This window comes from Vibrio mediterranei, from assembly GCF_900088415.1.
GTDB lineage: Bacteria > Pseudomonadota > Gammaproteobacteria > Enterobacterales > Vibrionaceae > Vibrio > Vibrio mediterranei.
The window spans coordinates 600,652-615,639 of sequence record NZ_FLLQ01000001.1; the positions used below are offsets into that span (position 1 = coordinate 600,652).

The 14,988-nt window shown below is 42.9% G+C and carries 14 protein-coding genes; 5 read left to right on the top strand and 9 right to left on the bottom strand.

The features are described from left to right. Window positions 1–152: 152 nt before the first annotated feature. From VME0621_RS02690 to VME0621_RS02705, 4 genes are all read right to left on the bottom strand, one after another. Entirely contained in the window at window positions 153–1,778 is a 1,626-nt protein-coding gene (locus tag VME0621_RS02690) for a sensor domain-containing protein (RefSeq protein WP_124941918.1), read from the bottom strand. 177 nt (window positions 1,779–1,955) lie between these two features. Next, window positions 1,956–2,534, bottom strand: coding sequence for a sugar O-acetyltransferase (locus tag VME0621_RS02695; protein ID WP_038227712.1), 579 nt, complete (start codon window positions 2,532–2,534; stop codon window positions 1,956–1,958). Window positions 2,535–2,714: 180 nt separating this feature from the next. Next, on the bottom strand, window positions 2,715–3,389 hold the full coding sequence (locus VME0621_RS02700; RefSeq protein ID WP_038226560.1) for a type 1 glutamine amidotransferase domain-containing protein: 675 nt from the start codon (window positions 3,387–3,389) through the stop codon (window positions 2,715–2,717). 162 nt (window positions 3,390–3,551) lie between these two features. Next, entirely contained in the window at window positions 3,552–4,169 is a 618-nt protein-coding gene (locus VME0621_RS02705; protein WP_062455403.1) for a glutathione binding-like protein, read from the bottom strand. Between the two features lie 117 nt (window positions 4,170–4,286). Here VME0621_RS02705 and VME0621_RS02710 point away from each other — a divergent pair, with 117 nt between their 5' ends. Continuing rightward, complete coding sequence (locus VME0621_RS02710) at window positions 4,287–4,859, top strand: TetR/AcrR family transcriptional regulator (protein ID WP_038226557.1); 573 nt, start codon at window positions 4,287–4,289, stop codon at window positions 4,857–4,859. A gap of 24 nt (window positions 4,860–4,883) precedes the next feature. Here the strand turns inward: VME0621_RS02710 and VME0621_RS02715 are convergent, their stop codons facing one another. The 4 genes from VME0621_RS02715 to VME0621_RS02730 all read right to left on the bottom strand — a co-directional run bounded on the left by VME0621_RS02715 (window position 4,884) and on the right by VME0621_RS02730 (window position 8,901). Further along, window positions 4,884–5,123, bottom strand: a complete 240-nt coding sequence (locus VME0621_RS02715; protein ID WP_062455406.1) for a hypothetical protein — start codon at window positions 5,121–5,123, stop codon at window positions 4,884–4,886. Window positions 5,124–5,200: 77 nt separating this feature from the next. Further along, window positions 5,201–6,427 (bottom strand): sodium/glutamate symporter, encoded by a 1,227-nt coding sequence (gene gltS / locus VME0621_RS02720; protein ID WP_006070520.1) that lies wholly within the window; start codon window positions 6,425–6,427, stop codon window positions 5,201–5,203. 121 nt (window positions 6,428–6,548) lie between these two features. Next, window positions 6,549–7,583 (bottom strand): tetratricopeptide repeat protein, encoded by a 1,035-nt coding sequence (locus VME0621_RS02725; RefSeq protein ID WP_062455409.1) that lies wholly within the window; start codon window positions 7,581–7,583, stop codon window positions 6,549–6,551. 10 nt (window positions 7,584–7,593) lie between these two features. Beyond that, on the bottom strand, window positions 7,594–8,901 hold the full coding sequence (locus VME0621_RS02730) for an anaerobic sulfatase maturase (RefSeq protein ID WP_062456511.1): 1,308 nt from the start codon (window positions 8,899–8,901) through the stop codon (window positions 7,594–7,596). A 330-nt stretch (window positions 8,902–9,231) separates the two neighbouring features. On the opposite strand from VME0621_RS02730, the gene VME0621_RS02735 reads away from it, so the two are divergent. The 4 genes from VME0621_RS02735 (at window position 9,232) to VME0621_RS02750 (ending at window position 14,069) form a co-directional block, all read left to right on the top strand. Then, complete coding sequence (locus VME0621_RS02735; RefSeq protein ID WP_370736757.1) at window positions 9,232–9,918, top strand: formylglycine-generating enzyme family protein; 687 nt, start codon at window positions 9,232–9,234, stop codon at window positions 9,916–9,918. 28 nt (window positions 9,919–9,946) lie between these two features. Next, a complete protein-coding gene (locus VME0621_RS02740; RefSeq protein WP_062455414.1) occupies window positions 9,947–11,656 on the top strand; it encodes an alkaline phosphatase family protein in 1,710 nt (569 codons plus the stop codon). Between the two features lie 252 nt (window positions 11,657–11,908). Beyond that, window positions 11,909–13,027, top strand: coding sequence for a bacteriohemerythrin (locus tag VME0621_RS02745; protein WP_062455417.1), 1,119 nt, complete (start codon window positions 11,909–11,911; stop codon window positions 13,025–13,027). A gap of 91 nt (window positions 13,028–13,118) precedes the next feature. Next, entirely contained in the window at window positions 13,119–14,069 is a 951-nt protein-coding gene (locus VME0621_RS02750) for a LysR family transcriptional regulator (protein WP_062455420.1), read from the top strand. A gap of 7 nt (window positions 14,070–14,076) precedes the next feature. Here the strand turns inward: VME0621_RS02750 and VME0621_RS02755 are convergent, their stop codons facing one another. Beyond that, on the bottom strand, window positions 14,077–14,982 hold the full coding sequence (locus VME0621_RS02755; protein WP_038222099.1) for a LysR family transcriptional regulator: 906 nt from the start codon (window positions 14,980–14,982) through the stop codon (window positions 14,077–14,079). Between the last annotated feature and the right edge of the window lie 6 nt (window positions 14,983–14,988).

The window sequence follows — 14,988 nt, forward strand, 5'->3', positions numbered from 1 at the left end:
GTTTCGATGATAATCCTAGCGTAGTTAATCAAAAGATCGAGAGAGGGAATGGGCAAGTGTGAGCCAGATCGGACTATCGAAACGTTTCGATGAGTTTTCCGTGAATGGTTTCAAATTGTGACAATTGGAATTAAAAGAAGGAAATAGGCAGCTTAGCTACCTTGTTGCATACGAAATGAAATGTAAGGACCTGAGGCAAAATGGCAGCCAATCGTTTTTAACGACTGCAGTTGCTGTTCAGTCGTAACCCCTTCCGCAATAGTTTCGATATTAAGCACGTTAGCCAACCCAACAATCGCCTTAGCCACCTGCTCTACTGACGTATCTTGCGCAATTTCTTCTGTCAGTTGAGCACCTACTTTTAGTTTTTGGATAGGCAAAGCACGCAATTCGGAGATGGAGATATGACCCATACCAAAATCTGCGACGGTAATTTGACAGCCGAAATCAACTAATTGGTATAGCTCATCAACGCAGCGCTTTTTAGAAAGCATATCTTCAAACACTTCTAATACTAGACACTGAGGAGGTAATTTAAAGCGCTCAAGAATTTCAATAACTTCTTGAACAAACAAACCGTGACCAAAGTTCTTCGAAGACACTTTAACGGCAACCGTTTTTAGCTCACCTACGGTTGCGTATTTACAAGCCTGCTCGATAGTAAATAGATTAAGTTTGCGAACCAACTGCGATTCTTCCGCAATAGGAATAAACTCAAAGCGATCGACGTTACCAAGAACTTTATCCACCCACTCTAAGCGGCTCTTATAAGCAACCACCTCATTCTTATGAAGATCGATGACTGGCATAAAGCTTACTTCTAGCTTATGAAGTTCTATCGCTTCAGCAAGCCTCTGAGCTAGGGCTTTTTTACGTCCCCACTGGGTTCCCATCTCTTCGTTATAACTTACCCACATCGTTTGGCACTGTTTGGCACGATACATGGCAAGGTCAGCCTGCTTAAGAAGCAAACTTGTTGGAATGCGTTTACTTTCGTTCGTTGTAATACCAACCGCAGCCGAGCCGCGCTCGGATTTATTACCGATTTCGATGTAAGCTATGGCATCTAGTAGATTTTGGGCGACGCGCTCTGCAACGTCTACACCAGACTTGGGCAATAACACGACGAACTCATCGCCCCCTAGACGGGCAACAACTCCACCTTCCCCCACCACATTCTTAAAACGTCTGGCGACATTTTGTAGAAAGAGATCACCATAATCATGTCCTTTACTGTCGTTAATTGATTTAAATTCATTTAAATCAATTAACAGCAACGAATATGGTTCAGTTGAGTCTTGGTGCTCTACTAAGAAATTCTGAAGATGATCGAAAAAAGATGTTCTATTAGGCAAACGAGTGAGTGCGTCAAAATACGCTAAGTCACTTAGTTTTTCAGTTAAGTTTTTTTCGGAGGTTACATCTCGTTTGACCGCAATATAGAATTTTTGGCCTTGATACTCGAATGGGCTAATGTGCGCTTTTTCAACAAACAACGTACCATTCTTCTTTCTATTTATCAGCTCACCGTACCAATCCTTGCCGGAAAGAAGTTTCGACCACATATCACGGTAGGTTTTTTCGGTTGTTTTTCCAGAGCGAAGAAAATTAGGATTTTTCCCGATCACTTCTTGCTCACAGTATCCAGTAAGATTATAGAATTGTTTATTAGCGTATTTGATATGTGCGTTGACGTCAGTAATTAGGACAGCAGCAGAAGCACTTTCCAACGCTTTTTCCATCAAACCTAATGACAATTCAAAATCCGAATACTGCAACGCCAAATCCACTACAAATAGAAACTTATAGAACTAACGTCGTTATGATAAATTTTTATGGAATGGACATCAAACAAAACGTCAAAAAATCGTTATCCAATCAACAATTTTTTGACGCAAAGTTAAATTACTGTTTTTGCTTTATTTTATTCTTGCGTTAAGACGCAAAATAGGCATTTATTGACTGGACCGTTGGCCATTATCGATTTCCTTAATAACCTTACAAGGATTGCCTACCGCCAAACTATTAGCCGGAATGTCCTTTGTTACCACGCTTCCTGCACCAATAACAGCATTGTCACCAATAGTAACGCCTGGACAAACAATAACGCCGCCACCTAACCAAACATTGTGCCCAATTTTAATAGGTAGACCAAACTCCACTTCATCCTCAACTCGACCTTTAACATCCAATGGATGGCCTGCGGTATATATTTGCACATTAGGTGCAAAAAGAACATTGTCACCTATCTCAACCACATTGACGTCTAAGATGACGCAATTGAAGTTAGCGTAAAAGTTTTTTCCAACATGAATATTTTCACCATAATCACATCGAAATGGTGGCTCCAGATATAGATTACCAGAGCGATTAGGAATTAACGCCTCTTGAGCTTGTTTCCATTCCTCTGTGTTAGGGATACTATCATTGAGTTTTTTTAGAATTTTTCGGCAGTTTACACGCGCTTGAAGCAGCTCTTCATCCCAAGCTTGATAAGCTTCACCCGCTAACATCTTTTCACGTTCAGTTTTTATAGTCATTGCTAGAACCAGTAGAGTAATTAACTAAAATATATTGCTCTAATTGAATCTAATACACTATTTACTATGTCAACAAAACGTCAGATATAGATCAACGAAAGCAAACAATTTCGCTGTCATCACACTTTGTAGTGAGCCTTTCAACAGTAAAAGTAACTAAATTGTGTTTCATATCTAACGTCCTGAATTAAGATGATCCACGACAGCTTCTGCGGTAGCTGCAGAGCTTGCGGGGTTTTGACCCGTGATTAATTGCCCGTCTATTTCAACGTAACAACTCCAGTCATCACCCTTAAAATAGAGCCCTCCGCAATTGGTGAGTTCTTCTTCCACAAGGTATGGCACAACTTCACTCAAACCAACGGCTTGTTCTTCACTATTACTAAAACCAGTCACTCTTTTGCCCTTTACTATCGGCTCTTCGTCATCTCCAACAACATTGATAAGGACGCCGGAGGCATGACAGACAGTCGCTACGGGCTTGCCTTGACTGAAAAAATCATCGATAAGAGAAACAGAATCTGGGTCACAGGTTAGATCCCAGAGGGGACCATGCCCACCAGGATAAAAAACAGCATCATAATCTGAGGCTTGAACTTCTACTAGTCTTAGAGTTTGAGCTAGGTGGGTTTGCGCGACTGGATCTTGCTCGAATTTGGTGGTGGACTCAGTTTGAAACTCTGGAAGTGTGCTCTTGGGGTCAATTGGAGGCTGTCCCCCCTTAGGAGAACAAAGAGTAATATGTAAGCCAGCGGCCTTAAAGACATAGTAAGGAGATGCGAATTCTTCAAGCCAAAAGCCCGTCTTCTCATTTACATCGCCAAGACGGTCATGGGATGTGATGACCATTAGTATTTTCTTTTGACTCACTAAGAGTTCTCCTACTAGAGCTTTCTTTTAAACCTAGTGAGTTTATGAGAATTTTCAAATCCAAACACGAGATGACTAAAGGTTGGCATCCAGCCTAGAGTGATGGAAACCAACCTAAACAACCTTAACCTCGCACTTACGTTAGCCTTGCACGGCAGGACGAGATGACACAACCTCAAACCAACGCTTGATATTTGGGTAAGGCTCTAACACTTCAATTTTCAGTGCATTGATAGCCACAACAACAAATATATATGCACTAATATCAGCGATAGTATAGAGCTCTGTCGCTACATAATCGGATTGAGAGAGCTGCTTATCAAGTTTCGGTAAAAAAATCTCCACCCGATGCTTCGCTTCTACACCCCAAGCCTCTATACAATTCTCTCGGTCTTTGTACAGCCCAGTCGTATTTCGAAACGCTTGAAATGCATTTTGAATTCCATCGATTTCAACGATGCGATTCCACATTTCAACCTTGGCACGAGCCGCTACGCTATCTCCAAACAAATCCAAGTCGTTCGGTTGCAATTCATCAAAATACCGACTAATAGCAACGGTTTCACTTAAGAAACTACCATCATCAAGCTCTAGCAATGGCACCTTACCATTGGCACTTTTTGCCTTATAGGCGTCGCTTAAGTTGTCCCCTTCTCGAACGTTGATTTCAACTCGCTCAAACCCTGTTGCATCAATTTCACGTAAAAATAAATTGAGTCGCTTACAGCTTACTGTTGCCGCTTGTTCGTACAGTTTCATTACTATCCCTTTTATCTAACCGATCGTTCAGATATAATCTACGAAATAACTAAACGATCGGTCAAGAATAATTTTCTGTAATATTGAACGATTAGAACCGTGTTTAAGAGTATTGAAATGGCGAGAAAGGCAAACTTCTGTAAACAAGAGAAACTGCAGCAGGCAATGACGTTGTTCTGGAGCAAAGGGTATGCGAATACCTCTATCAATGATCTTATCGAGACTCTCGGAATCAATCGGTTTAGCCTGTACAACACGTTTGGTGACAAAGAATCGCTTTATTATCTCGCGCTCGACAATTACCTAGAACAAATTTCGTTTCCCAAGCTTGCTACACTTCGAGAACCCGATTCCGGGTTGGAGGCGCTCCGTGACTTCTTAATCCTTTTTGCCGATAAACAAAAAGAAAACACCTGTGGCTGCTTTATACAAAATGCTGTTGTTGAACATGCCGCTACAAACTCCATGGTACTCAAACGCAGTGATTCCTTATTTGACACATTAGAAAAGGCAATCGCAGATGTACTCAATAACGCTAAACAGCGCCAGGAACTGGAATCGGACACCGATGTAAGTACGCTTACGCAGTTCATTATCTGCCATATGCAAGGTATCCGAGTATTAGGAAAAGCAAAACGTTACAACAACATTGATATCGCAACCAAAATGTTAATTGGTGCAATCAAATAACGTCTAACCTTGATTAGCTGAATGTCATTGTGTCCTAAGTGAGCTTTTATAAAGGGCTTCAAGATAGTGAGTATCTCTACAAGGCATTTCTTGATATTCATTTAAGCGTATTTGGTTTACCGCTGACTTGAGTTGTTGCAGTGAAATGTCGTGCTCTTTACAAAGCTGATGCTTGTTCGAACCTTGATAGAGTTTGTCTGCAAGCTGCTGTGCTAAAGTACTGTCGAGTGGATGATGGTGAGTGTTTAGTTGTCTGTTCATCATGGCTGTTCCCCTAGGTCATAGCACCTAGGGTATACAGTGTAAGATTTAAGTTCTAATCAGATAACGTTCAATAAAACTTACATAAGAACACCCATGAAATACGGGATGATAAATGCGTTGGCAAGGTCAATGAAAAATGCGCAGACCAACGGCACAACGATAAATGCTTGATGAGAATTGCCATACTTTTGCGCAACCGCGGACATGTTTGCCATTGCCGTTGGCGTAGAGCCTAACGAAATCCCACCAAAGCCTGAACAAATAACCGCTGCATCATAGTTTTTACCCATTGCTGGAAAAATAACGAAAAGATTAACTAATATCGCCACAATAAATTGCGCTGCTAAAATCGCGAAAATTGGTCCGGCTAGATCCACTAATGTCCATAGCTGCATACTCATTAGTGACATCGCAAGGAAAGCTCCTAAAGACATATCCGCAATCAGAGCAACAGCAGGTTTGTTCGCAGGCCATGAGGTTCCGGTAATTCGCGGATAATTATGCGGTACGAGATTAGAAAGAATGATGCCAGCAAATAAGCAGGTAACAAAAAGAGGAAGCTGTAACCCTAAATGCTCAATACCTTCATTTAAGAAAACACCAACAATGATACAAGTATGAATGGCCAACATGGCATCAAGAAAATCATAGGAGGTAATTTTAGGCTCCGGCTGATTTTCGGAGACACCTACATCTAACGACTGTTGCTCTTGTGGTTTAAGGTCGTATCGCTTGATAAGGAACTTAGCAATTGGTCCCCCCATGATACTCGCAAGAATAAGACCAAAGGTTGCACTTGCAATTCCCAGTTCCATTGCTGAATTTAACCCAAACTGCTCCTGGATTTTTGGAGCCCAAGCGATGGCAGTGCCATGTCCACCAATAAGAGAAACAGTGCCACTAAGTAGCCCTGCTACTGGTTCCAAACCAAAGGCCGTAGCAACGGTAATACCAGTTAAATTCTGGACTATCATGTAGGCTATTGTCACTGCCAACAATATGACGAGTGGTTTTCCACCTTTTTTGAGGTCACTCAAGCTAGCGTTAATGCCAATGGTAGTGAAGAAGTAAACAAGCAATACATCGCGCGCCATCAGATCGAAACTGACCTCAATTGATGTCGCCATATAGAACAGAGCAAAAAGAACCGAGAAGACGATTCCTCCAGAGACCGGTTCAGGAATGCTGAATTCTTTTAGGAACCCAACAACCTGATTCAGTCTACGACCAACAAAGAGAACAATAATACCCAGAGTAACCGCAAAAAAAGAATCAATATGGACAGCGCCATCTTCAATAATCATGTATTCCACATCCTGTTAGAAAACGATACAGAATAGAATGCCTTTATTTTGCGCGCTATCCAACTCTTTTTAAAAAGATTTTAACCTTGATAACCAATACTTACTTGTTCTTTCCGTACCCTTACTTACCTTTATTCTTCAGTTCTTCAATGACGTAAGGCGGTGCGACTTTTTCTAGCTCCGTCAGACAGGCGTCAGCTTTCTCGTGCCCAGTTCGCACATAAATGTCGCAAACTGCGTAGAGTTGTTCTGGCGCACCAGAAATCAAGTACGCTTTTTCAAACGAATCCGTCGCTTTCGCTACATCAATCGGTTCTTGAAGTACACCGTTCAAGTACCAATAATAACTGTTGTCAGGCGAGTACTTCGTCGCCTGTTCGATAGCATTAGCCGCTTCGTTCTTGTTGCCTATCCTGACTAACGTTAACGCTTTTGAATAGTATAATTGAGCTGAAGTGCTGTCGTTTTCTATGGCACGATTTAACACTTCTAGCGCATTCTCATCTTGTTGTTGCGCTCGATAATTATCCGATAGACTCAGAGAGACCTGCGTCGCCATTGCAGGGTTCGTTATCAACTGTTGGTAGATTAATTCAGCGCTGCTGAAGTCTTGATGCCAACGGTAAACATCCGCTAGAAGTAACTGCTTTTCACTGCCAGAATGCTGCTTCAACTGCTTAATAGCGCTTGGATAAATCTTATCAAGCTCTTGTTGCTGCTGCTCATGCATATTGGTGTAATCAGGGATCAAATTTACCAAAGCTGCCAACTGCACGTCACTGCTTTCATCGTTTAATAATGGAGCAACCAACTTCCATCGATATTCAAACTGATAAGGTTTGGCACCTACGATGGCTGCTTGTCGAATATCAGAGTTTGAGTCTTTAAGAGCTCTTGAAACTGCAACCAGTGCATTCTGGTTTGGAAACTGACTAAGCTGATGCAAAGCATCAACGCGACGTTGTACGTTCTCTGACTGATTCTGCGCCGTATAAGACAGGCGCTGAATTTGTTGCGCCGTACTTTCTTGAGCTGAAGCAGCGACGCTTTGTGGTTTGGTTTTGGTAACTTGATCTTTCTGTGGTTCGGCACTGACTGCCGAAAGACTAAAGATCGTTGCCATCGCACCTAAAGCGATCAGATGTCTATTTTTCATTGGTAGGCTCCTAGAACTTGGTTGCAAATCCAACATTGCGAATCGCTTGGTCGCTGTACTTTCCATGAGCTACCGGATTGCCGGTGGCACGTAAGATATAGGCAATCGCTTTATCTGCGTGCGAGAAAAACTTTTTCCACCCTGCACAAAGGTAGTTGAGCCCAGGCTCACCTGTACGGGTCTTAATAAATCGGTTTTTGGGACATTCGCCATAGCATGCAAACTGATAGTCACACTGCTGACACTGCGCCGTTAGCGTCTTAGATTTAGCGAATCCGAAATTTTGTTGTGCTTGGCTATAAGCCATTGTTTCCAATTTAGTTTCGTTAATATTGCCAATTTTGTACTCGGGGTATACATAATGGTCACAACTATAAACATCGCCATTAGGCTCCATTGCTAAGCCTTTGCCACACAATTGACCAAGCGTACATAACGGATTTTTTCGTCCCATCCAAGTTTCCACACTCGCTTCAAAGTACTGAACAAACACACGGCCGATATCTCGTTGAATCCACTCATCGAAGATAGCAATAAGGAAATTACCCCAAGCCTCATCAGAAACGCACCATGATTCCATAATCGAGTTGGCGTTACCGGGAATTAGTCTTTTGTCTCCTTGCTTGAGCTGCTCATTTGATTTCCATGTTTGCGGTGCAGTGGTTCGGAACGACTTCTGCTCAACAATTGGAATAAACTGCATTTGTGGTGAACGCACTTCATCACGCAAAAAACGATACACTTCTAAAGGATTCTTGCTCGTGAGGTTATTAACGCAGGTCAAAGTGGCAAAGCTCACCTTGTGTTTGTGCAGCAGTTCAACTGCCTTCATGACTTGCTTATGTGTACCACGCCCTGCTCGGTTGGTTCGGTAAGCATCGTGTAGCATCTGTGGGCCATCAATACTCAGTCCAACAAGGAATTGGTTCTTAGCAAGAAACTCACACCATTTATCATCAAGCAGTGTACCGTTCGTTTGCAGGTCATTTGAAATCTTAATACCTACAGGCTGATATTTCTTTTGTAGTTCAACCACTTTTTCGAAATAACTGAGGCCAAGCATAGTTGGCTCCCCACCCTGCCACGAGAAGATGATTTCCGGCGTATTCTGCCCTTCAATGTAGTTTTTGATGTACTGCTCTAGAAGCGCTTCGTCCATCTCTGGAGAACAGCCTTTTTTGTATTCCAACAGGTCTTGTTTACTTAGGTAATAGCAATAATTGCAATCAATGTTGCACACAGCGCCAATGGGCTTCGCCATCACATGCATTCTTTTGGAAGCTTTCCCTTGGAACTGGGGACCTTGCGATAAGTGGATTGACTGTGAGGACTCTGTCTTTCGGGAATCGCCTATCGACTGAGCTGAATTCACACTTAATACCATAACTCATGCACCTTTTATGTTGAGACTCATCGCATTTTATATCAGGGCGAAACACGCGGGCGTTATAGTGCTTATAACCAAAAAGAAAGTGGGCAGTCGTTAAAATTGAGGAGATGTTTCTTAACACTACAGAGCCAAACTATGACTGATTACTCAGAGGAAAAAAGGGCATGGAATACAACAAAACTACTTGTTGTTTTAGCCATCATTGCGCTACCTATACTACTTTCTGGCTGCGCGAGTACGTCCAACCATCCTATCGCTATGAGTATCAACCAAGATATGGTTCTCGTTGAAGGTGGTGAGTTTACTATGGGCTCCGACTCCGACACCGCAGCAAAGTCAGAGCGTCCAGCCCACTCTGTTCGAGTCGATAGTTTTTACCTATCCAAATTTGAAGTCACCCAAGAGCTGTTCGAGTCCGTTATGGGTTCATCGATGAGTTACTTCGCAGCGCCTGATGTACCCGTGAACAATTTAAGTTGGCAACAAGCCAACTACTTCGTTGAGAAACTTAATGAAATGACCGGCGAAAACTATCGTTTACCGACAGAAGCCGAGTGGGAGTTTGCAGCGAAAGGCGGTATCCACTCTAAAGGATATATCTACGCCGGTTCCAACAACATTGATGACGTCGCCTGGTACTCAGAAAACGCCAATAATCGCGCTCACCCAGTTGGAATGAAACAACCTAATGAGCTAGGTTTGTATGATATGACAGGAAACGTAGGTGAGTTTGTTCAAGATGCTTTCGATGACGGCTTCTACCGTTTTTCTCCTGTTAACAACCCAAATAACGCCAAACATTCAGACTCAGGGCTTTCACATAAATCCGTAAGAGGTGGCAGTTTCTCTTACGACGCGAACGAATCTGAAAACTTCCGACGCGACTTTGCGAGTCAATCAATCATCATGTCGGATATGGGCCTTAGACTCGCGAAAGACAAATAAGCTTTCATCGTCACGGCAAGGACAGACTATGCATAAGAATAAACTCATAAAACCAATAGTGACAGCATCACTTTTGGTGACTTTGTGTTTCAACGCTAGCGCGGCGCTAGCAACAGAGTCTAAACCCAATCTCGTGCTGCAGATAACCGTTGATGGGTTACGTGCAGATCTGATTGAGCGTTACAAACACAATTTCTCAGACAATGGTTTTAAATACCTTATGGACCAAGGCGTTTATTATAAAAACGCCAATTATGAACATGCTAATACCGAAACCATCGTAGGCCATGTTTCCCTAGCAACCGGTGCACCACCAGCCGTACATGGCATGGTCGGTAACGTTTGGTTTGACCGAGGATTAGATAGGCTTGTCTACAACGTCGAAGATCCCAACTATTCAATGTTAACATCTGGTGCAGGTGTTGATAAATCCACTGAAATAGACCCAACACAGAAAGCAGCGGCAGGCGATGGTCGTTCACCTGAACCTATTCTTTCGACCACATTTAGTGACGAGCTCGTTATCAGCAATAATGGACAATCACGCGTTTTCTCTGTTTCAGTGAAAGATAGAGGTGCAATTTCCCTGGCTGGACATGGTGGTAAAGCCTTTTGGTTCTCAAAAGCACAGTCTCAGTTTGTCACCAGTGATTATTATTACGACACCAACCCATTTTGGGTTGATCGATGGAATGAGAAAGCCATTCCTGCCAAATACTCAGGAAAGCGATGGGAGCTTTCACTACCCAAAGATCAGTACTCTCTGCAAGAAAACAACAAAGAGCATAAAGTGGATTTAGGCGGATTTGCACGTACCTTCCCTCACCCTTACGGGCCTGCATCTTATAAGTACTACTCGACGATGTTGACAGTAAGTCCAGCTGGCGATGAAATCACGGCTGACTTTGCCAAGACACTGCTGGCACAAGAAAAGTTAGGAAGCGGAAACGCAACGGATTATCTGGCTATCAGCTTTTCTTCCAATGATTACGTCGTTCACCTTTATGGCGCATCGAGCTTAGAAACCGAAGATAACCTCATCCGATTGGACAAAACACTCGGTGATTTATTCAAATATGTTGACGACTCGATTGGCCTAGAGAATACCCTTATCGTGCTCTCTGCGGACCACGGAGTCCCTGAAGCATCTCCAACTGTCAATACGCTTGGTTTTAGACAACCATTTTACTTCAATAAGGATGCGTTGCTGACTGACGCTCTTATGACACGACTTAAAAACGAATTTGGTCTGGAAAAAGACGTGATTAAGCTCTACGCACAGCCGTATATTTACCTCGATCACGAACTTATTGCTGCTAAAAATGTATCACTCAGCGATGTGCAAAAAGTTATTGCTGAAGAAGTAATGAAAGTAAAAGGGGTGGCTACTGCAGTAACGAGTGAGGATATCGCAAGCAATCGAGTCCCAGATTCACGAGTTAATGAGCTGATTCGCAACAACTATCACCCTCTTCGCTCCGGCGACGTCTATATGGTATTTGGTCCTCGTACCTATATTAATGATATGGATGGACTCACTATTGCATCAACGCATGGTTCACCATGGCGCTACGATACGCACGTTCCCGTCATCTTTGCTGGTCACAACCTCAAGCCCCAAACGGTTACGCGCCCTGTCACACCTTATGACATCGCCCCTACACTATCTGGATATTTAGACGTTAGTGCTCCAAGTGGCGCTACAGGCGTGATGTTAGAAGAAGTATTTCAAGATTAACTTATCCTAACCTCCAAGAGAGCGTTACGCTCTCTTGATCATAATTTTCTCCTTGAGCACACTAAAAATCGTGTAGGAAAACATGAAGTTTTTGCCATGTTTAGTGTACAAAACACCGTCACCCCATTCAGCAATCCAGCTCTAACCAATTGATTTTAAGACCAATTACCCCATAAGTGCGCTCTTCGGCTTTTTTGGCTTCAGCATTTTCGATACCATCGTGCATCACTTGTCATCACAGATAGCCCATTGATGTCTAGCAACCAAATCGAGCTTTTTCCTTGGAACTCCAATTTCGAAACTGGAATAGCCAGTATTGACGAGCAACACAAAAACCTATTTTCGTTAATCAACAAACTCGCTAATGCCTTGGTGTACGATAACCAGCTTCAAGTTTCTACCATTTTTGATGAACTGGCTAACTATGCTCGCTACCATTTCACGGAAGAAGAGCTCGTTTGGCAACAATACTTTGAGCAAGATTCTTGGAGTGAACTTCATAAAGGCAACCACGAATCCTTTGTGCCAGAGATTATTAGACTACAACATCGAACGAAGAGCGTAGGCTGGCATGAAGCGACCGAGCAAATTTTGCATTTTCTTATTCGCTGGCTGCTACTGCACATTCTCAATGAAGACAAAAAAATGGGCTTGGTGATAAACGCTCTTTCAAAAGGTGCTCTTGACTTAAACCAAGCAAAAATCGAAGCCGAAACCGCCCTCGTTGGTGAACATGGAACACTGACCGACACCATTTTAAATATGTACTTTGAGCTCTCCTCTCATGCGATTGAGCTTATTAGAGAGAAGAATCGTCGCATCGTTGCGGAGAAAGAACTAAAAGCGCTCAATGACAAGCTCCAACAACTGGCAGTCACCGACGAGTTATCTGGTTTATTCAATCGCCGATACTTTATGATGATGGCACAAGAAGCCTTGTTAAGAGCGAAAGTAGAGAATAGTTACTTAAGCTTTATATCTCTCGATCTCGACAATTTCAAGCATCTAAACGACACACTCGGGCATGCTCGAGGGGACGAAGCCATCACTCACTTTAGTCACGTATTAGCATCAAATTTCTGCCGTAAAAACGACTTTATCTTTAGGATGGGCGGCGATGAATTCCTGGTAGTTGTGTGCTGCGCTGAACATCAACAGGTCATTGAAATAGCGGAACAAGTGAGAAGTACGCTCGAACAACAATGTCTGATTGATACGTCAAATTCCAGCACTATCACAACATCCATCGGGGTATTCACACACATCCCCGAAGAACACGAAGATTTTATGTACTTTATGGAGCGAGCAGACCAACAGCTATACAAAGCCAAAGAGCAAGGTCGAAACTGCGTACTTTCAGTTTTGGAGTGATGACCTTGACATCAAACCTTATGACACACCTTCCAATCAGGAAGCTAGTCCACTAGTATGAAGACGTTTCCCCGAAAATAATTTGGTCAAAATGTCTATTACTCATCAGCTTCGGCTCTTCGTGGATGTCGTCCAGCAAGGTTCATTCGCCAAAGCTGCGGCGCTCAATAATATGGATAACTCCTCGCTCTCAAAGCAGATAAAAAAGCTCGAGGAGACATTGGGCGTGCAGTTGCTCAACCGATCTACTCGTTCGTTTTTTCTTACCTCGGCTGGGGAGGACATTCTTGCTGAAACTCATGTGCTGTTAGAATCGTTGGATAACATAAAGGGAATTGCTGATTCTTACCATTCTGAGCCGAAAGGTATAATACGGATTGTCTCTGCAGTGTTCTTGGGACAGCAATATGTTCAACCCGTTATTAGCTGCTTTATGAGAAAGTATCCAAACGTTCAAGTAACGTTGCATTTAGACGACAGAAAAACCGATATCATCGCCGATCACTTTGATCTAGCTATTCGAATGGGCAAGCTAACGGACTCGAATTTAATTGCTAAAAAGCTGGCTAAGACTAACTTTGCCATCGTTGCCTCTAAAGAGTTCCTTAAGCAACATGGGACACCACAAACACCGGAAGAGCTCATTACCCTGCCCGCCGTCATCTATAATAACGGCGATGTATGTCTTGATAGTTTTAAAATGAGTAGAACACCGAGTTGCCAAGAAATGACTAGCTATAAAATGCAGGGGAACTATAAGGTCAATGACGTTCGAACCATGATGTCTGCAACGCAGAATGGAATTGGTTACTGCGTTATTGACCTATTTAATTTGGAAAAACCCATTGATGAATTAGGGTTAGTACCATTACTCACCGACTATACCCTATCTACTCAGGACACAGGTATTTACGCTATTTATCCACATCGCAAACAAACCTTACTGGTTTCCGAGTTCATTAATCAGTTGAAGAGCTACATTGGAGAGCCAGCTCGCTGGGAAGCCCATATTCCTGACTATCAGCATATGTACAAACAATGACCTTAGATTAATTAACTTGAGAGGCAATCTTAATAATCTGTTGCCTTAACCATTGATGCGCCGCATCCGAGTTGCGACTCGGATGCCAAACCATGCTTAGTCCATAATCTGATGCGCCAAATGGCATCATCAATGCCTTAACATCTAGACCAACAGCAAACTTGTTGAATGTTGAGTGGGTAATAATACCTATTGCGTCAGTTTGGCTAATCGCTGGCAACATATCTACCTCACCCGCCGCTCGGTACATAATTTTACGTTTACCGAATTCGGGGAAGTCCTTTTCATTAAAGAAGCTTTTACGTGTCTGCCATTGAGACATCACCACATGCTGCTCTGCTAAATATTGCTCGGTAGTAATCGTGTCTCCGGTTATACGTGGGTGATTATTGGCGACTACCACGTACAGCTTTTCCCGGAAAATCTCTCTAACTTTCAACGTTGGAGTTTCACTTCGAGTTCTATCAATGACCAAATCGTATCGCTGCAGGCGCAAATCAGACTCATGGTCCTCAGTAAACAAAGGATGAACTTCTAGAGATACTTTGGGTGCAATTTTGGAGATACGAACCAACAGCTCTGGCAATATCGCATAATTGGCAGCGGACACAGAGGCTATCGAGAATGTCTTGGTCGATGTCTTTGGGTTAAAGTCTCTAGAAGCTTCTAGCGTCGAAGTAAAGTTCTTTAAAGAGGTGGCTAACGCCGGATAGATATCATTGGCAAACGTAGTTGGCTCTACGCCGCTAGCGTTGCGATGAAATAGCGAGTCATCATAGATTTCTCTTAGTCGCTTTAACGCCTTGCTGACGGCAGGCTGACTAATTCCCAACCTTGAAGCGGCACTAGAAAGGCTTTGCTCTTCGTAGATTGCAACGAATACAGGAATTAGGTTTAGCTCAGTATTTTTCATTATTAC